The 19,649-nt window shown below is 56.1% G+C and carries 16 protein-coding genes; 14 read left to right on the top strand and 2 right to left on the bottom strand.

Annotation, left to right across the window (positions count from 1 at the left end):
• Positions 1–76 precede the first annotated feature (76 nt).
• The 9 genes from HY308_15240 (at position 77) to HY308_15200 (ending at position 10,394) form a co-directional block, all read left to right on the top strand.
• A complete protein-coding gene (locus HY308_15240; GenBank protein ID MBI3899631.1) occupies positions 77–1,312 on the top strand; it encodes a glycosyltransferase in 1,236 nt (411 codons plus the stop codon).
• On the top strand, positions 1,305–2,225 hold the full coding sequence (locus HY308_15235) for a polysaccharide deacetylase family protein (GenBank protein ID MBI3899630.1): 921 nt from the start codon (positions 1,305–1,307) through the stop codon (positions 2,223–2,225). Before HY308_15240 ends, HY308_15235 begins: the two co-directional genes overlap by 8 nt.
• On the top strand, positions 2,197–3,117 hold the full coding sequence (locus HY308_15230) for a glycosyltransferase family 2 protein (protein MBI3899629.1): 921 nt from the start codon (positions 2,197–2,199) through the stop codon (positions 3,115–3,117). Before HY308_15235 ends, HY308_15230 begins: the two co-directional genes overlap by 29 nt.
• 2 nt (positions 3,118–3,119) lie before the next feature.
• Positions 3,120–3,986 carry a glycosyltransferase family 2 protein gene (locus HY308_15225; GenBank protein ID MBI3899628.1) on the top strand — a complete coding sequence of 289 codons (867 nt, stop codon included), beginning with the start codon at positions 3,120–3,122 and terminating at the stop codon, positions 3,984–3,986.
• A 102-nt stretch (positions 3,987–4,088) separates the two neighbouring features.
• Positions 4,089–5,240: a glycosyltransferase gene (locus HY308_15220; protein MBI3899627.1), complete on the top strand. Its 1,152-nt coding sequence runs from the start codon at positions 4,089–4,091 to the stop codon at positions 5,238–5,240.
• Positions 5,240–6,550, top strand: coding sequence for a methyltransferase domain-containing protein (locus HY308_15215; protein MBI3899626.1), 1,311 nt, complete (start codon positions 5,240–5,242; stop codon positions 6,548–6,550). Before HY308_15220 ends, HY308_15215 begins: the two co-directional genes overlap by 1 nt.
• Before the next feature lie 21 nt (positions 6,551–6,571).
• A complete protein-coding gene (locus HY308_15210) occupies positions 6,572–7,936 on the top strand; it encodes a phenylacetate--CoA ligase family protein (protein ID MBI3899625.1) in 1,365 nt (454 codons plus the stop codon).
• 14 nt (positions 7,937–7,950) lie between these two features.
• Positions 7,951–9,246, top strand: a complete 1,296-nt coding sequence (locus tag HY308_15205; GenBank protein MBI3899624.1) for an O-antigen ligase family protein — start codon at positions 7,951–7,953, stop codon at positions 9,244–9,246.
• Positions 9,246–10,394: a glycosyltransferase family 4 protein gene (locus tag HY308_15200; protein ID MBI3899623.1), complete on the top strand. Its 1,149-nt coding sequence runs from the start codon at positions 9,246–9,248 to the stop codon at positions 10,392–10,394. Before HY308_15205 ends, HY308_15200 begins: the two co-directional genes overlap by 1 nt.
• Positions 10,395–10,416: 22 nt before the next feature.
• Here HY308_15200 and HY308_15195 read toward each other — a convergent pair whose 3' ends face one another.
• Positions 10,417–12,156 carry a hypothetical protein gene (locus HY308_15195; protein ID MBI3899622.1) on the bottom strand — a complete coding sequence of 580 codons (1,740 nt, stop codon included), beginning with the start codon at positions 12,154–12,156 and terminating at the stop codon, positions 10,417–10,419.
• 412 nt (positions 12,157–12,568) lie between these two features.
• Between HY308_15195 and HY308_15190 the strand changes: the two genes are divergently transcribed.
• The 5 genes from HY308_15190 (at position 12,569) to HY308_15170 (ending at position 19,300) form a co-directional block, all read left to right on the top strand.
• Positions 12,569–13,390: a hypothetical protein gene (locus HY308_15190; protein ID MBI3899621.1), complete on the top strand. Its 822-nt coding sequence runs from the start codon at positions 12,569–12,571 to the stop codon at positions 13,388–13,390.
• Between the two features lie 283 nt (positions 13,391–13,673).
• Positions 13,674–15,719, top strand: coding sequence for an alginate lyase family protein (locus HY308_15185; GenBank protein MBI3899620.1), 2,046 nt, complete (start codon positions 13,674–13,676; stop codon positions 15,717–15,719).
• Between the two features lie 13 nt (positions 15,720–15,732).
• The gene (locus HY308_15180) at positions 15,733–16,419 is read left to right on the top strand and encodes a methyltransferase domain-containing protein (GenBank protein ID MBI3899619.1); all 687 of its coding nucleotides are present in this window, start codon (positions 15,733–15,735) and stop codon (positions 16,417–16,419) included.
• Positions 16,420–16,773: 354 nt separating this feature from the next.
• Positions 16,774–18,084 carry a nucleotide sugar dehydrogenase gene (locus tag HY308_15175; protein MBI3899618.1) on the top strand — a complete coding sequence of 437 codons (1,311 nt, stop codon included), beginning with the start codon at positions 16,774–16,776 and terminating at the stop codon, positions 18,082–18,084.
• On the top strand, positions 18,068–19,300 hold the full coding sequence (locus tag HY308_15170; protein ID MBI3899617.1) for a glycosyltransferase family 4 protein: 1,233 nt from the start codon (positions 18,068–18,070) through the stop codon (positions 19,298–19,300). Before HY308_15175 ends, HY308_15170 begins: the two co-directional genes overlap by 17 nt.
• Before the next feature lie 86 nt (positions 19,301–19,386).
• On the opposite strand, the gene HY308_15165 is transcribed toward HY308_15170, so the two are convergent.
• Entirely contained in the window at positions 19,387–19,632 is a 246-nt protein-coding gene (locus HY308_15165) for a hypothetical protein (protein ID MBI3899616.1), read from the bottom strand.
• Positions 19,633–19,649: the final 17 nt, after the last annotated feature.

Genomic DNA, 19,649 nt, shown 5'->3' with positions numbered 1-19,649 from the left:
GCGGTTAAGGATCGCTTACATCGTCAGTTCATTCCCGACGGTGTCGGAGACCTTTGTGGTACATCAAGTAGTCGGTATGACTGAACGTGGTCATGAGGTCGATATTTACGTAACAGATGACAGTCCCATCGACGCGATTCCGACGGAGGTCGTACGTCACCGGCTAATGGCGCGTACGCGTCGGATCAGTGCGTCATCGAATCGAGTGTTCGGTTTTTTACAGCTGCTCGGTCTGATGGTATTTGTTGGTTGGCGTGCACCGGCGGTGATAGCGCGTATTTTCGGTCGCGCGCGTGGCAACGGTTGGGTAGGTGTGCCACGGCTGTTGTATGCCGGGTTGTGCTTGATCCGCCGTGGTCAGCCGAGCTACGACGTGGTGCATGCGCAATTCGGTACCTACGGCCTGTTGGCGCAGAACTTGGTGGATGTGGGTGCGTGCAGTGGCGCGGTCGTTACCTCATTTCGTGGTTACGACCTCGGTAAGGCGTTGGCGGGTTATCACACGGCTTATCGACAGCTGTTCGAAAGCGGTGCGCTGTTTTTGCCGGTAAGTAAGGCGTTGGCGCGGCGTTTGGTCGATGCTGGCTGCGACCCGTCGAAAATCCAGGTGCATTACTCGGGGATCGACTGCCGTTATCCGCCGAAATCGGCTGACGCGGCGCCGGTCGGCGAGGTGCACGTCGTTAGCGTTGCCCGGCTGGTGGAAAAGAAGGGCATCCAGTACGCCATCGATGCGGTAGCTCGGGCTCGCGCTGCCGGTCGGTGGCTACGGTATACGGTAGTTGGCGATGGCCCGCTATGCGCGGAATTACATCAGTTGATTCGTGCGCGCGGTGTAGCGAGGCATGTTCACTTGATTGGTGCGCAGTCGAACCTCGAGGTTCTGCGTTTACTGTTGACGGCGCATATTTTCTTGGCGCCGAGCGTAACCGCGGCCGACGGTGACGAAGAGGGTATTCCGGTGGTGCTGTTGGAAGCGATGGCCATGGGGTTGCCAGCACTGAGTACGACCCATGGCGGCATTCCCGAGCTGGTCGAGCATGACATTACCGGTTGGCTGGTTCCCGAGCGTGATGTCGATGCATTGGCTCAACGGTTGATCGAGTTGATCGATCAACCGTCCTTGCGCGCGTCGATGGGTCGGGCAGCGCGGGCACGAGTCGAACGTGACTTCGATATTGAACGTTCGAACGACAAGTTGGTGGCCTTGTATTGCCGAGCAGCGAACAAGTCCGCGGACATTATGAAAGCACGCAATGCACGCGCGTTATTGCTGACACAAAAATTTGCTAGGGAGGAATCCAGTGCGTGAGTTCGTGTTTTTATTATTTCGTATAACCGGATTACCGCTGTTGCTGCGCGAGTTGGTGCAGCGCCGGCGCGTGTCGATCCTGTGTTATCACGATCCGCGGCCGGAGGTGTTGGAAGCGCATGTCCGTTATCTGCGGCGACATTACTCCATCATTTCGTTGCGCCAATATCTCGATTGGCGCCGGCAGCCGACGACGCCATTGCCGCCGAAACCGTTGATATTGACCTTGGATGACGGCCATCGTGCGAATTATCTGTTGCGCGGTATTTTTCGGCGCCATAAGTTGCCGGCGACGATTTTCCTATGCAGCGAGATCGCCGGTACCTGGCGTCATTTTTGGTGGAAGGCGGCGACCTCGGCCGAGGTGCGCGAACAACTAAAACGCGTGCCGGACAGCGAGCGCCATCGATTGCTAGCCGAGACCGGCTTCACCGAACAGAAGCAGTATCCGGAGCGACAAGCGTTATCGTTGCGCGAGATCAAGGCGTTGAAACCGTTGATCGATTTTCAAAGTCATACTCGGTTCCATCCGTTGTTGCCGCGTTGCAGCGACGAACGTGTTGCCGAAGAAATCCAACTGTCGAAGACCGAGCTCGAGGATCGTTTTGGCTTACGCATCTACGCGCTTGCCTATCCAAACGGCGACTACACCGACCGCGAAGCGGAGTGCGCGCAGCGCGCAGGTTATGAATGCGCGCTGACGATCGACGGCGGTTACAACACCGATACGACGGATGCATTTCGGCTACGGCGCATTCGCATGTCCGATACCGCCGGGTCGCATGAGCTGGCGGTAAAAAGCAGTGGTTTGTGGGGGTGGTGCGAGCGCTGGGCGGCGCGCATCGGTGATAGCGCATCGAGCGTTAACGAAGGAAAGCTGGAACATGTCCGTGCAAATATTGGATACCGCTGAGTCGATCGATCGGTCAGTCGCCGATTCGACGGAGTTACCGTTAGTTAGTGTCGTCATACCGACGCGTAATCGCTCGGCGTTATTGCAGCGCGCCATCAATAGTGTGTTGCAGCAGACGTACTCGAATCTGGAGATTCTCGTCGTTGATGACGCATCGACCGACGATACGCCGGCGATGGTTCAGTCTTTCAACGATGCCCGCATCCGCTATTTGCGGCACGAAAAAAACAAAGGCGGATCGGCGACGCGTAATACCGGTATACGTGCCGCCGCTGGAAAGCACATCGCCTTTCTCGACGACGACGACGAGTGGGAGCCGACCAAAGCAGCGGAGCAGGCACAGGCGCTGGTGCAGTACGACGCCGTGCTTTGCAAGTACCGCATGAATGTCGGTATCAGTCGTGAGAGCGAACAGCACGATTGGAAGCCGGTGGTCGACGTCGACGAGCTGAAGCAGGGCTTCCTGCGTGGTGGCGGTACTAGTGCGCTAATGGTGCGGGCCGAGGTGGTTAAACAGACGTTGTTCGACGAAACGCTGCCGCGTTGCCAGGATTGGGACCTATGTATCCGCATCGCCCAGAAATACACCATCGGTTACCTACAAAAGCCGTTGGTTCGTTTCAATAACGGCGATCACGAACGTATTAGCAACAAGATCGGCCGGTTGACAGCGGAGCAGTTGGAGCAAGAGTTACGCATGTTGCATAAGCACAAGGAATTTTTCGGTGACCGTTGGTACCGAAAACATATGTGCCGCTTCATGCTTTACGGCATTCGCCATCGGACCGACAAGGTTCGCCATCTTCGTTATTTGGTCCGGCGCTGCGGTGTTCGCAGCGTATTAGAGGCCATGACCGGCCGCTTACTCGGCAGCATGCAGAGTTCGACTTAACCATGAACCCGACAAAAAAACCGAAACGCAAAATACCCATCGTCACCGTCATCATTCCGACCTACAAACGGGCGCAGCTCGTGCCACGCGCTATCGAGAGCGTGCGCCGCCAGAGCGTGGCCGATCTGGAGATCTTAGTTATCGACGATTGTTCGCCGGACGATACCGAGTCGGTTGTGCGCGCGATCGCCGACGAGCGTATCCGCTATATTCGACATTCGCAAAACCGCGGATTGCCGTCGGTGAGAAATACCGGTATTCGCGCCGCGCGCGGCAAGTACATCGCCTTTTTGGATGACGACGACGAGTGGCGCCAAGACAAGATCGAGAAGCAGCTCATTATGGCGCGCCAATACGATGCGGTACTGTGCGGCGCATTGGTTAACGGCACGCGTATCAAGCTACATCCGCGTGCGACCGTTACCCTCGACGATCTGCGTCGCGGCAACCCGTTCGATCCGTCGGGCTTGCTGGTCAAGACTCGCATTCTGAAAAAGGTGATGTTTGATGAACAATTACGGCAGGGCGAGGATTGGGACGCATTTATTCGTCTAGCGCAATGTTGTTCCATCGGCTATGTGGCGGAGCCGTTGGTGTTGTATAGCGACGGCGGTCACCAGCGCATGACCAACGAGGCTAAGCACAAAACCGGCCCCGAGCTGGAAACGCGTACCGCGATTTTAAAGAAGCACCGAAGTTTCTTCGGTAATTGGTGGTTCAGGTATTACTTCGCCGACACGCTAATGTCTTATCTGGATAAGCGTCGCAGCAAGCTGGCGATGGTCATTTATGCCGTTAAGCGTTGCGGTATTGCCGCGGTGCTGGCGGTAATGGGCCACAAGGTTTGGCGACATATACGGCAAGGTTGAGTCATTACGTTACCTCGCTGCTCGCCGAAAGGAATGGCGTTTTGATCGTCGTTTGGGATACTCGAGAAACGTTGGATAACAAATTAGGAATGTTTTTTCGAGATGAAAAAAACGGTTTTATTTATTTCGGGCTTCGTCGCTGACACTTACAGCGAGATCGAGGCGTCGTTCGTCGAGCTGTGCCAAAAACCGGATGCGGCGATCCAATACTTATGGTTGGTGCCGACCATGTCCTTTGGCGCAACCCGAGTATCGCATGCCGATAGCAAGCGTTGTTTGAGCGAACCGGTTTACGTGCCGCGATTGCGCGAGGCCGGAATTCCGTACATCGTCGGTGATATCCATAAGACCAATATCATCGCCAACTTTCTGTTGTTCCGCCGCTTGTTCAAGCAACATCGGATCGATGCACTGTATATGCATTTCGGCTTTGAGCGATTCTGGGCGGCGTTCTTCGGCAAGTTGTGGGGCAAGACGACGATATGGAACGCCCATTGGCATTCGTTGGGCACCCGTTTCATTTTCATCAAACGTTTCTTTTATTTGTTGTTCATCGATTATTTCATTTCAGTCTCCGGCTTCATTACGCGTACGTTGCCAAAAAAGAATCGGATATACACCATTGCGAATTCGATTCGGGCACATGCGGAGTCGTCGAGCGAAGACGAGCGGCGGCAGACGAGTCGCCGTCAGTTGGGATTACCGGCGACCGGCAAGGTTGTATTAATGGTGGCGGCGTTTACTCGGCAGAAACGCCACGCCTTGGCGCTGGAGATCTGCCGGGAAGTAGTACGGCGTAATGCCGAGATCACATTCGTTTTTCTCGGTGACGGCAGTGAGCGGGCGTCGATTGCCGGTCAGATCCACGAGGCCGGGTTGGATAAGCATTTCGTCATGCCGGGGTATGTAACGAATGTCGATGACTATTACGCAGCGGCTGATCTTTGCATCTTCACCGCGCTGAACGACGCCGCGCCGTATGCTGTGCTCGAAGCGATGAAGCATGGGCTGCCGGTGATCGCTTTCGCGACTGGTGGCCCGGCCGAAGTCATCGATGATGGGAAGGCCGGCGCCTTAATCCGCGAGGGTGACACCCCGGCGTTCTTGTCGACACTGACCGAATTGTTAAGTAATGACGCTCGGCGGCGGGAAATGGGTCGATACGCCGCTCGACTGATCCGCGAAAAATACAGCCGCGATGCGTGGATTGCGCAAGTAAACGCGGCCCTAAAAGAAATAGTAGGAGAAAGGTAATGCGTCAGGATTTTCTGGACACTCTGCATTGTCCGTATACCGGTTCGAGGTTCGTCGTCGGTGGCACTAGCGCCGCCGATGCTGCCGGTATCAAGTTCGGTTGGGTTACGAGCGAAGCCGGCGATTTTCCGATTATCGATGGCATTTTGCGGTTGCCGGTCGACGAGTTGCGGGCGCCGATCGTGCAATTGATTCGCGACGGCAAGTTGTCGGATGCCACCTCGACGGCGCTAGAGCTGCCGTACCCGGAGAAGACGGCGGTGGCAGTGAACCAACTGTTTCGTGCGGCTTATCGCACCGGTTTCAGTCCGGCGGCCGGCTTGCTCATGGCGCCCAAACGTCGACTCCAGCGTATCACTGCCGAAGGTAACGAGCCGTTGGCAACAATGGCGGCGCGCATCAAAACCGGTTTGTGGGCCGACTGGCAGGTGTATCGGTTTTCCATGCCGACGTTCTTACCGGTGTATCCGCTGTTGAACGTGTTGAAGACCGACGGACCGCTGTTGGATTTCGGTTGCGGCATGGGCCACGGCGCGTTCTTGATCTCGCGCATCGTACCGGCGCGGCAGATCGTTTGTGCCGATCATTCGTTCTTTTGCTTGTACATGGCGCGAAAATTCTTCGCCAGCGAGGCGTCGTTCGTTTGCCTCGATGGCGATTATCCGCTGCCGTTCTCGTCGAGCTATTTTGCCTCGGTGTTCTCGTCCGATGCAGTGCACTGCATGGATTCGAAATTGGCATTGACGCAGGAATTCCGGCGCGTGGCGCGTCACGAAGCTGTCCTTGTATTGGCGCATCTGCACAGCAAGTTGTCACCGCAGAGTTTCGGCAAGTCGTTGACGCCGGACGGTTACCGCCGCTTGTTCGACGGTGTGCCGCATCGATTAGTACCGGAAGACGTGATGGTTAAAGAATTCGTCGAGAACGGCAATCTCGATCTAGCGCGCGAATACACCAGTGCCGAGTTGAACCGGCCGGTGCCGGGTTTATCGTTAGTAGCGAGCCATGACGCGGCGGTATTCCGCCGTTACGACAGCCTGTGGAATCGCCAGGTAGCGCGCATGAAAAACCCGATCGTCAATCCGATTTACCGAACGACCGCGACGAATGGCGGTGCTCATCTGCAGAAGCGTTCGCCGGTAGTCAGTGCCGGGCACTTTTCGACCGATTACCTGCCGGAATCGATAACGTTGAACGGCGCCGGTTGGCCGGGCAACGGTGTCCGTGAGTTACAGCAGTCGCAGCCGGAGCGGTTCGCCGAGCTCGCACGGCAGTTCGTGCTGGTCGATGCGCCGGAACGGTTCGTTTAATTTGAGCGTGCGTCGTTAGCCATGTTTACCACTGCGTTATACAAACAAAGCCCGCTGTGGCTGCAAGAAGGACTGATATCGGTACGGGCGCGGGCGCGAATGCTGATGCGCGAAGGTTCACGCTTTCAACGTGTGCTGGCGGAGATTAGCGAGAGTCAATGGTATAACCCGCTGCAGTTGCAGCAATTGCAGCAGCAGAAATTGCGGGAGATCTTGTGCCATGCGGTGCGGCACGTTCCGTTTTATCGTCGTCGATTCGCCGAGCTCGGTCTGGATGAACGTGCCTTGAGCACTATCGAGGATCTGTCTGCCATTCCATGGCTCGATAAAGCGACCGTGGTTAGGGAAGGCAAAGAGCTGTTAGCGAAGAACACATTGTTCCCTGGGATAAAAATCAATACCAGTGGATCGACCGGATCGCCGTTGTGTCTTTTGCAAAACCCCGGTGCCGTCATCCGTGAAAACGCCTTCGTTTGGCGGCAGCTGCTGTGGGCCGGATTTCGCGTGGGCGATCGGCGCGCTTGGATTCGCGGCGATATGGTGGTGCCGTTCAAGCAGAGCGAGGGTCCGTTCTGGCGCGAGAACGCGGCCGAGAACATGTTGATGATGTCGTCGTATCACCTGCGCGAGAGTACGGCGTTGTCGTATATCGCGGCGCTCGAGCAGTTCGATCCAGTATTAATCCAGGCGTACCCGTCATCGATCGCTTACTTAGCCCGATTTTTGCAAGCGACCGGGCGATCCTATGGTGGTCGCCGGCTGCGTGCGGTCGTCACCAGCTCGGAGAATTTGACCGAGGCGGATCGTACGTTGATCGAGCAGTGCTTGCGTTGCCGTGTGTACGACCATTACGGCAACGGTGAGCGAGTCGCACTGATCCAGACGTGCGAGGTAGGAAATTACCATCTCGCCAGCGACTATGCCTGGACCGAGCTCGTGCCCACAGAAAATGGCCGCTACGAGCTCGTCGGTACCGGCTTCAACAATTTATTGATGCCATTGATTCGTTATCGCACGCGCGACACGGTGGAGGTCGAGCTTGAGGCGTCGGCTTGTGCCTGCGGACGCCGGTTGCCGCGCATAAAGCGCGTGCTCGGCCGCGCCGATGATTACCTGAAGACCGCCGATGGTCGTGCCATTGGTCGGATCGATCATATCTTCAAAGGCATACAAGGAATTGTCGAGGCGCAGTTAGTCCAATCGAGCCTCGGCGAGGTAACGGTGAAGGTGGTGCCGCTCAATAAAATGCCGGTGGCCGAGCAGAACAAATTAATTACCAATGCTAAGGCTCGGTTGGGTGAATCGATGCGCATCAACATCGAAATGGTCGATGCCATCCCGCGCGGCGCGAACGGCAAATTTCGCGCTGTCATCTGTACTGTGTAATCGAGGATGACGGGATGATGGAATTATTTTTAGTCAAAATCGTCGCATTGTTGCGGCCGATCGCGTCGATCGAATACGGCCAGCAGAATCTATTCGACTTGGCGGGAATAGGGCTGTTCGTATTGTTAGCGGTCGTGTTTCTAACGACGGCTGCCAATCGACGTACGCTTTCGCTCAGTTCCGTCGATCTATTGATAGTCGCGTTTGCCGTTTGGTGCCTGACGTGCTATCTCGCGTACGTTGAAGAGGCGCGCATTCGGGATGTTGCCAAGCTGCTGATCCCGTTGTTTTCCTACTCGATCGTAAAAAACGTTATCACTCGTCGTGACGACTATCAGTCGATGTTGCTATGGATGGTCGTGGGTTTCGCCGTGCCTATCATCGCTAGCACGGTGCTCATCCTCACCGGCAGGGGCGTCGATTATGTCAGTTTCTGGACCGGTGTTTCGCGCTGGTCTGGTGCGTACTATGGCTCGCACAGTCTCGGCCATAGCATGGTGTTTTTTTTGTTCGTGCTCGTGCTTTACCGCTCTATGTTGCGGGAGAAAGCGGCGTCGATTCGGGCCTATGGCATCAAGAATGTAGCGCTACTGGGTATTGGCGCACTGGCGCTTTTCTGCCTTTATATGAGCCAAACGCGGTCGGCGATATTGGGACTGATTATTTTTTCGCTGATTTATCTGTTCTTCGTCAACCGTCGCCTTTTGATTCTCGGGGGCGCCGCTGGCGCGGTCATTGCCGTATTGCTTCTGCCCAAATGGTTGCCGGCATTGCTGCCCGATATCATCCTGCTGCAACAGGGCAAGATCGAAACCAGCGAGCTTGGGTCCGGTCGTCCGCAATATTGGCACCATAATTTTGAAATCTTTCTCGGTTTGCCACTCGATAAGAAGATCGCCGGCGTCGGTATCGGCAACAAGTCGCAGACCATGCACGTGCGCGAGAACGAAGTGCTGGATAGCCATAACGATTGGCTCGATCTATTGATGCAGACCGGCATTATCGGCTTTCTTATTTATGGCACGTTGCAGGTGCTGATCTTGCGAGCAATTTTGCGCGTTGCGGATAAAGAGCGCTATTTCTTCTTGGCCGTGTTTATCGCAGCTAGCATTATGATGTTTGTCAGTAACAGTTACATTTATCGCATTGCCGTTTGCCAGACGTATTACATGATGATGGCGTTCATCGAGATGCGTCGTACCCGCACAGAGCCGAGCGTGGAGCCGATACCGGAATCGCCGCCACCGCCACCGCCGCGATCGCCGTTGGTCATCCGGCCGGTGCGCCCGCGCGCCAAGCTGAACGCTTAATGTCGTCGACGCCAGCTATGGCCGTGCACGGGAAACGGCGCATCGTCATGCTCGGCACCTCACCGCACACGAGGGGCGGTATCGCTGCTGTACTCAACAGTTACACCGCCGCCGGTCTAACGGAACGCTGGCCACTGGTGCATTTGCCGACACATCAGGACGGTAATGCTCGACAAAAGGCGCTGACCGCTGCGACCGCGCTTGGGCGCTTCGTCGGGTTGTTGCTGCGCCGTCGGGTGTTGTTGGTACACGTGCATTCCGCGTCCAACGCCAGCTTTTGGCGCAAGTCGGTCTTTATCGCGCTCGCTTACGTTGCTCGCCGGCCGATTCTGTTCCATTTGCACGGCGGTGGCTTCATCGATTTCTTCGAACGTTCTCCGCCTCCGCGTCAACGTGCCATTCGCTTCGTGCTGGATCGTGTGTCGCACATTATTGTGTTGACCGAAGAGTGGCGCCGGCGGTTAGTGCGGGTCACCATAAATCCGAACGTTTCGGTGATCGCTAATCCGGTCAATGCGCAACCGCTGTTAGCGATCGACCGTCGTCGCCACCCGGAAAATGTCGTTTTATTTCTCGGTCGGTTCGATCGTGACAAGGGGATTTATGATCTTATCGACGCCGTCGCTGTGCTTGCAAACGAGTTTCCATTGCTACGGCTTCGCTTTGTCGGCGATGGCGAAACAGCGCCGTTGCAACGTTATGCCGTCGACAAGGGCGTCGGCGATCGTATCGAGCTGTGCGGCTGGGTAAGTGGCGACGCAAAAGTTGCCGTGTTAGCCGAGGCATCGATATGGGCGTTACCTTCTTATATCGAAGGGATGCCGATGGGGTTGTTGGAAGCGATGGCTGCCGGCTTGCCGGTCGTTGCCAGTCGTGTCGGTGGTATTCCGGAAGTGGTCGACGACGGCGTGCAGGGGTTGTTAATTCAGCCCGGCGATGTGGAAGGGCTCACGCGCGCGTTGCGACAGCTGCTGCACGATCCTTTGCGGCGGGGGCGAATGGGGCAGGCGGCGCGCCTGCGCATACGCCAACGATATGCGGCGGACATCGTGTTGCCGCAGGTGGAAGTGTTGTATCGGGAGTTGACGAATCCGTTGAAGGACATCAGAAACGCGACTCCCGCGCTGGGTGATACCAGGCGGGAGTAGCGGTTAGTTCGAGCTGACTCACTCAGTCGTCGGCGATACCAATGCCGGTGCGGGTGGCATAGGTCGCTGGGCAGGCGAAGGCTTCGGTTGCATCTGAATGGACCCGTGCATACGGAATCACGAAGCTCTCCGGTCCGGTGCGGAGCCGGCGTTTGAACTCGTATGGGCCGCGGATCGCCTGCAGACGGACACTGCCGTCGGTCATTGTGCAGCCTAGGCTCGTGCAATAAGCCGGTGTCGACCCTGCACTCGTTCCCGCCGTCACCACCTTGTAGAGATAGCAAGCTGAGTTGGTCGTCGCGGTGCAGGTACTGGCCGCAGCGGTGCGCACAATATCTCCCGCTTGGTAGGCAGTACCACCGGTTGCCGTTTTGACGGTAAGCGATACGAGTGAGCTTTCGCCGCTGGTAGGTGTACCGTAGTACGCGTTGTTATTGACTTGGGTCGTGGTGCTATAAGCGCCGGACTTAGCATTGCTGGCAACGATGGCGTTACAACGCAAGTCGTTGCTCTCTTCAGGTCCGACCGACGACCAGCCTTGCGGACCGGTGGCATCGATGATCGTGTTCAAGTAGACCTCGGTCTTAGAGAAGTTCTCGAACAAGAATGCGCCGGAGCCGAACGAGGGATTATATCGCCTGAATTTGTACAGCACGTTACCGACGATGCTGACGTTGTTGTTACGCGTCGCCGTACCGTAGCCAGTGCCGGTAATGCCGTGCTGCGCGTCCATAATGATGTTGTTTTGAATCACCATCCAGTCGGTACCCGGTGTGCCGCCAGCGGGGCCGCCTACGCTCATGGAGATACTCTGACCCTCGGCGCCACCGCCGCAGCACGCGGCTGTGTCAGATGGTCGCAGACCCCAGATGCGGTTCTGCACTACCAGCACCGGCTGCGTCGACGTCTGCGAGCCGGCCTTGAACGCTATGCCATTTTCCGCTTTGGAGCAGGGGCCGTTCGGGTTGTCGTTGCCGTGGCAGTCGGTATAGAACGACGTCGTTAAATAAACGTCGTTGTTCTCGATGACACCACCCGGTACCGGCGCGTTTTCCTCGACCGAAATTTGTTTCGTGCAGTTATAGATTTCGTTGTTGACCACCCAAAGGTTGGATGCACCTTGAATATCGACGCAGCCGGCATCATCGCCGGGTTCGACGTGACCGTTACGCACCACCGAGTTTTGAAGCACATTGGAATTGTTCGACAGATCGCCGAGGCGGATGATGCCCCAGGTACCGCCACCGCCGCCTTCGGCCAGAATGCGATTGAAAATGTTATTGGTGGTGTTTGTGCCCTTCGCGGTTTGCACCGATGGGCCAATTTCAGTGCCGGCAACGGTCAAGCGATGGACGAGCCAATAGCGGGCATCTTTAAGCTCGAGGCGAATGAGCTTCGCCTGCGTGCTGCCTTGTGCCCATGGCTCGTTGTTGTCGTCGCCGGAGCGATAGTAACGTAGCACCTTGCGTTCAGTCGCTGTACCGGAGAAATTCAGCACCAATGGACCTTTGGCGCGATGATCGCCGGCTTCGATACAGAAATAACGGCTGCCGGTATTGCGGGTGATTTTGTCCCAATTACTATCGGCAGTCGTAACAGTTTGTTGGCAAGCCGCGCTAGTGAGCGCTTGGATATCGACATTACAAAAGGCGCCGCCGGCGCGGCATTCGTACTTCGCAACGTAGCCGTTTTGATCGGCCGCTTCGCTAAAAGAGGCGCCGAACGCAAGCAGTAGAGCAGTAGTGCATCGGAGAAAACGCATTCCGTGGGTTTCCCAATTTGGACGTAGTTACCGACAGATTATGGTTGGCGGCTGGATAGCTTCAACGAAAGTCAGACATTAGCGATCGCTGAGTCGATAAGCGGGTCGATAGTCCGACAGCATTCCCGTTTTTTCTAATTAAGCCGCACATTCTTGCGTAAACGCAATCCATACACCTTCCCGATGGATGGGTGAGTGGTACGGAAGTGCGGTCGCCGCAAAACTTATATTCCTTCGTTAATAGTAGGGATGTTTCACCCTGTTCCGTCCGTCGATTTAATTTTCCGGTTTAGCGGTATGCTGCGCCGCGCGGATAGATGGTCGTTAATTATCACCGCGATATGAACATCGGAGATTCGATAATGCAACAACGGCGGATGTCGCGCTATGACAGCTCGACGGGTGGTCGTTTATGAGCCACTCATCCATTCTGCTGGCCAAGCGGCTGGCAGGTGAGCTCGAGCCATGGACAGGTTGGTTAGCAAGCCTAAAAACGCCTGGCTATTCGGATGATCCGAATGTCGTTGGCATGGGTGAGGGGATTTATACCGCCGATGATTGGTCGCGTACTCGTCGTCAAGGATTAGCATCGTTCGGCACCGACGGTACGCAGTTCGACAGTGACGACAACTACCTGCGCTACATCTTCAGCTCGGAAGGAATGAATGTTGTTGCCGCAATATCGCTCGCGCGTGTATTTGATTTCAATCGTTACCGTTCCATTTTTGAAATTGGCTGCGGTGACATGTCGCAGGCTTATGTGTTGCATCGGTTATATCCGCAAAAGCGTTACGTAGCCACCGATCTTGATCCGTATGTGATCGATCGTTGTTCACGATTGTCGGTGCTTGCCGGGATCGAGAAGAGTGCGCTCAATGTGCTTGCGATCGACGAGGGAGCCGCTCCATTCGCCGGCTTCGATCTGCTGATGAGCTGGGGCATGGAATACGCACTGGACGACACGCAATTGTTGCGCTTGTTGAAGCTTGTTCGGCGGCATCGTGTACCGTATTTAATGTGCTCAGCAACGGCGCTGGGACTTGGCAAGTATGTGCGGCATTTGCTGTTCAGTTCGAAGCGCAAACGTCTGTTGAACGAGCGACGTCTCCGGTTCTCCGGTTGGGAACGGTCAGTGCGCCATTTCTCGCAGCTCGCGCGCACGGCCGATTTGCGCTTGAAAGTGATCGGCCGGTTCGGCTTTCACTTCTGCATGCTGTATGAGCCAGCGAGCTAATGACATCGTTGCTTGCATGGCAATGGTTGCCATACCTGCAATAGTCATATGCCACTCGTGGTCGACGATGGACAAACGAAACAGCGTGTTCCACACTCCAGCGGAGTCGATAGCAATCGATGATTAAAACTAAATGGTCGAGGCGATGGATTCGCCGCGATGTTACGTCAACTAAAACAGTCGTTAATAAAAATAAAGGCGGGGGTGCGGTAAGGAGTGCCGCTGATTCAATGGAGCTAAAATCTTCCGCGTTCTTATGCGCGCGATGCGCATGGAGCGAGCGATGAGTACCGGCGCGTCCGCAGGTTCGGTCGGCTGGTATTGGAATCGCTTGCGCTGTATGTCTGTGCCTGAAGTCGCTTATCGTCTGCAACAAAAACTCAGTGCACAGGTGCAACAGATCGGCGTGGCGACGGCGCAGTCGGTACCAGCGCCCGAGATTCGCCCGGTATCGGCGTTTATGGCGGTCGATGCCGTGGTTGTGCCAGATCGTTATGTTGCCGCGGCCGATCGGATACTTGCCGGTCATCTGACGGTTTTCGATTGTGAATACACTTATCGCGACGTGCCGGAGTGGAATCGTGATCCCAAGAGTCATCGGGTCGCGCCGCTGGCATTCGGAAAAACGCTCGATTATCGCGATGAGCTGCAGGTTGGCGATATCAAATATCTTTGGGAGCCGAACCGGCATTTGCACCTCGTGACGTTGGCGCAGGCTTATCGCCTGACGGCCGATCCGCGGTATTTGCGAGGCTTGCAGCGCCAGCTCGATTCTTGGTTTGCCCAGTGTCCGTATTTGCGCGGCCCTAATTGGACTAGCTCGTTGGAGTTAGCGATCCGGTTGATTAACTGGAGCTTGGCATGGCAACTCATCGGTTCGCCGCCGGAGCGGGAACGGCAGCCGGAATGGCAGGCGTTCGAGCAACGATGGCTGCAGGCGATTTATCGCCATCAGCATTTTATTCGCGGCCACTTTTCACGCTTTTCATCGGCCAACAATCATTTGATCGGCGAAGCCGCCGGCCTGTATATCGGCGCGACCACTTGGCCGTTTTGGCGGCAGACGCCGGAGTGGCGCGCTGCGGCGCGTCGTGAGTTGCTGCGTGAGACGCTGCAGCAAAACGGTGCCGACGGTGTGAACCGCGAGCAGGCGATTTCCTATCAGCAATTCGTTTTCGATTTCCAGCTGCTCGCTGGTTTAGCTGGGCGCAAGAACGGCGACGATTTTCCGATCGAGTACTGGCAGCGATTGGAAACCATGCTCGAATTCGTTGCGGCACTGATGGACGTTGGCGGCAATGTGCCCATGATCGGCGACGCCGATGACGGCTACGTGACGGCGTTGCCGCAAGTGTCGGAGTTCTGTCCCTATCGTTCGCTGTTGGCGACCGGCGCCTCGTTGTTCGAGCGAGGCGACTTCAAAACAAAGGCGGGTACGTTCGACGACAAAAGTCGCTGGCTGCTCGGTGAGGAGGGCGCGCAGACATTTAGGCGCGTGCCGGCGACATCGCCGGCGAGTACCTTGCCGCGGGCGTTCCCGGAGGGCGGCTATTACGTTCTTGGCAGCGATTTCGACACGGCGGAAGAGGTACGCATCGTTGCCGACGCTGGACCGCTTGGCTATCAGCGTATTGCTGCGCATGGTCATGCCGATGCGCTGGCGTTCACGTTATCGATCGGCGGCAATGAGTTTCTGATCGATCCGGGGACCTACGCTTACCATACCGAACGCAAGTGGCGCGATTACTTTCGTGGCACGGCGGCGCATAACACCGTGCGCATCGACGGTGCCGATCAATCGGTAATCGGCGGCAGTTTTCTCTGGACCCAGCATGCTGATGTCACTTGCGAATCATGGCAGCCGGGTGTCGATAACGACCGTTGGCGCGGTGCCCACACCGGTTATTGTCGGCTGACTGATCCCGTACGACATAAACGCGAGCTGGTGTTCGAGAAGCATCGCCGTTGTCTGCGACTCACCGACATTATCGAATGCAGTGGCCGTCATCGGGTCGAGCGCTTCTGGCATTTCGCCGAGGACGTCGCTGTGCAGCTCGACGATGAGGGTCGTGTGATCGCCGAACGGAACGGTCGGCGCTTGCTGCTGACACCTATCGACGCCGCGGTAACTGCCACGCTTTATCGTGGTGACAATGCACGGCCGGCAGGTTGGGTATCGCGCCGTTTCGGCGTCAAACAACCGACGACAACAGTGGTTTGGCAAAACCAGATCTCGGGCACGGTCCGCCTTAGCGTTACGCTCGAATGCTTGCTCGCGGCGCCGCGAGCTGAAGAGTCCAAGGAGTGGGATTTTTCAACAAATTCTTAGATTGGAGGATGGAATGAGCGCTGTACAGTCAATGGTGCAGGCCGCGCGGCGGCAGGCGCGCGCTAAGCGCGCTAGCGTTTTTCGCGAAGCGTTCACGCTCAGCTCGACGACACGTATTCTCGATATCGGTTCGGAAGACGGTTCGGCGGTGGCGGCGATGTTGGCCGGCACCGGCGCGCAACCGAATAACGTCTATATCGCCGATTCCGATCTCGGACGTCTGGAGGAAGGACACCGACGCTTCGGTTTCGTGCCGGTGGAAATGCCGGAATCCGGTCGGTTGCCGTTCGAGGATCGGTTCTTCGATATCGTGTATTGCTCGTCCGTAATCGAGCACGTCACGGTGCCTAAATCGGAGGTCTGGGCCATGCACGACGGCCAAGAATTTCAAAAGCGCGCGCATCGGCGCCAGCGCCAATTCGCTAATGAGATACGCCGGCTCGGCAAGCAATACTATGTGCAGACACCGGACAAGTGGTTTCCGGTCGAAAGCCATACGTGGTTGCCATTCGTAGGTTATTTGCCGCGCTCGATGCAACTCAAAGTGCTGGCGCTGAGCAACCGCTATTGGATAAAGCGGACTACGCCCGCTTGGAATTTACTCGGAACCAGTGATATGCGCGAGTTGTTCCCCGATGCCGAGATTCGACGCGAGCGTTTCATGGGGCTATCGAAATCAATTATGGCGATCAAATCCTGAACTATATAAGGAGTTTCCCTTAGTCGTTATCACCGCGCGCTTGTCATTACGGTGGCAAGCACCGTATTTCTTTGTTTCTTGCGGTCAGTAGGGTTTTTTCCCCACACTCTCTGTCGTCTCTATCCGCGCGTTATTTTCCCTTATGCTGTCGATTACTAAAAAGCAAAAATTAGAGCAGGTCATGAATATAAGATTTGGTGCATTGTGTTGCGCAGCTTGTCTCTTCTGTTGTTTCCACGGTCTTCCATCGAAATGACGATATTGCCGAGTATCGGTGTCATGTCGGCCCCGAGGGGTGATGGAGTTGTGAGGTCCGCCGAGGAGTAGCAGCAACGCGTTTAAGGGAATTGCGACATGCGAATTAGTATTTTTGGCTTAGGTTACGTCGGTGCGGTCTCGGCCGGTTGCTTTACAAAGAACGGTCACGAGGTGATCGGCGTCGACCCGACACGTGCAAAGGTCGAGCTTATCAACGAAGGGCGGTCGCCGATTATTGAGAAAGACATCGGCGCCTTGATTGAACAAGCGGTGCGCGACAAGCGCCTGCGCGCTACCAGCGATGTCGCCCAGGCGATTCGTGGTACCGATTTATCGATTATATGCGTCGGTACGCCGAGCCAGCTCAATGGCGGCCTCGACCTTAGCTACGTGCGGCGTGTATGCGACGAAATTGGCGTCGAGCTGCGGCACAAAGGCGGCTTCCATATCGTCGTTGTGCGCAGCACCATGCTGCCGGGTTCGATGCGCAACGTCGTTATCCCGGCGCTCGAAGAGGCATCGCGCAAACGCGCCGGTACCGACTTCGGCGTTTGTATCAACCCGGAATTCCTGCGCGAAGGGACGGCGGTACACGATTTTTATCATCCGCCCAAGACTGTCATTGGTACGACCGACGAGCGCAGTGGCGAGGTTGTGGCGCAGCTCTACCGCGACATCGACGCGCCGTTGATTCAGACGAACATCGAAACGGCGGAGATGGTGAAGTATACCGACAACGTTTGGCATGCGTTGAAGATCGGCTTCGCCAACGAAATCGGCAATATTTGCAAGGCGCTGAACATCGACGGCCACAAGGTGATGGATATTTTTTGCAAAGACACCAAGTTGAACTTGTCGCCGTATTACCTGAAGCCCGGCTTCGCTTTCGGCGGCTCGTGTCTGCCGAAGGACGTGCGCGCGTTGACGTATCGAGCACGCACGCTTGATCTCGACTTGCCGATTTTGAACGCCATCTTGCCGAGCAACGAGCGTCAGATCGAGCGCGGCTTGCGCATGATTCTCGATAAAGGCAAGCGCAAGATTGGCGTACTCGGGTTCAGCTTCAAGGCAGGTACCGACGATTTGCGTGAAAGTCCGGTGGTCGAAGTGATCGAACGGTTAATCGGTAAAGGCTATGACTTACGGTTATACGATAAAAATGTGCGCCTTGCTGGTTTAGTCGGTGCCAATCGCGATTACATCCTCAATCGCATTCCGCATATCTCACGCCTCATGACCGACGAGCTCGATCAGGTGATCGATTTCGCCGACACCGTTGTCATCGGTAACGGCGATCCAGAGTTTCGGCAAATACCGGCAAAGCTACGTGACGATCAAATATTGGTCGATTTTGTGCGGGTCACGGAAAACGCCGATAAGGGCAGGTACGATGGCATCTGTTGGTAGGCGGCGCTCGGTACTCATTATTGTCGAGAACTTGCCGGTACCGTTCGATCGGCGTGTTTGGCAGGAAGCGACGACACTAGCGGCGGCGGGTTACGACGTGTCGATTATTTGCCCGCGTGCGAAGGGTTACGACACGCCGCGCGAAGTTATCGATGGTATCCACATTTATCGTCACCCGTTGCCGATGGAAGCTTCCGGCGCGCTCGGCTACGCCATCGAATACTCGGTGGCGTTGTTCTGGCAGTTCGTGTTGGCCTGGCGTGTATTCTTTGCGCGCGGTTTCGACGTTATCCATGCCTGCAACCCACCGGATACGATTTTTATCATTGGTCTAGTGTTCAAGTTGTTTGGTAAGCGCTTTTTGTTTGATCACCACGATATCAATCCAGAGTTGTACGAGGCGAAGTTCGGCCGCCGGGATTTGTTTTACCGGCTGTTGTGCGGCCTGGAGCGGTTGACCTTCATGACGGCCGACGTATCGATCGCTACGAACGAATCGTATAAGCGTATCGCCATCGAGCGCGGTCACATGGAGCCGGAGAATGTCTATGTCGTGCGTAGTGGCCCGGATCTCCGACGCTTGCGTATTCAAGAGCCCGAGGTGGCGTTGAAGCGTGGTCGGCAGTATTTGGTCGGTTATGTCGGCGTCATGGGTAAGCAAGAAGGCATTGATATCCTGTTGCGTGCCGTGCAGTACCTCGTTCATACCGTGGGGCGGCACGACGTCCAGTTTGGATTGGTCGGTGGCGGGACTGAGCTCGAGGACATGCGGGCGTACGCTAAGCAGCTCAATGTTGCCGAGTACGTTACCTTTACCGGCCGTGTACCCGATGCAGAAATGCTGGCGATGCTCAACACCGCCGATGTCTGCGTTAACCCGGACGTCGCTAATGAGATGAACGATAAATCGACCATGAACAAGATTATGGAATACATGGCGCTTGGTAAGCCGATCGTTCAATTTGAGCTGACCGAAGGTTGGTTCTCAGCGCGTGAAGCATCGTTATATGCTAAGGGTAACGACGCGGTCGACTTGGCGGAGAAGATTGTCTATTTGCTCGATCGACCGGAACAGCGCGAGCGTATGGGCGCATACGGTCGCCGACGAATTGAGAACGAGCTTGAGTGGAAGTATGAAGTACCGAAACTGCTGAGTGCCTACGAGGCGTTGTACCGGTTTCCGTTGCCGGCGGAAGCGAGATCGCGACCACGGTAATGCGGCCGGGCCGCTCGCCCGATGAGCGACCGCCAAACGATTTTTTATCGCTTGCCGGTACGGCGCTCATCGAGGTCGGCGTTCTACTACAACGATACGCGCTGCATGGTCAGTGATATTGTCGCCGGCATTGTCGGTGGGGTGGGCTCGATAATCGCGGCAACGGCTTCGACGGCACCGATGGTGGTGGACGTCACCCGCAGTTGTCCGGCGATATCATTTGTCGCCAACGCTGCCGCTAGCGGCGTTGCCACGAATGATAGGACGGCGAACAGCGTCAGGCGAAGGTTGAATCGACCGGTGAGGCGATAGTGTGCAGTCAATCGTTTCATTGTGAGATCTCCCTGAT

It is taken from the genome of Gammaproteobacteria bacterium (assembly GCA_016199745.1).
In the GTDB taxonomy this organism is placed as follows: Bacteria; Pseudomonadota; Gammaproteobacteria; order Acidiferrobacterales; family Sulfurifustaceae; genus JACQFZ01.
Note: the sequence above shows the minus strand (reverse complement) of the source record. Positions and strands in the feature narration are given on the sequence as shown.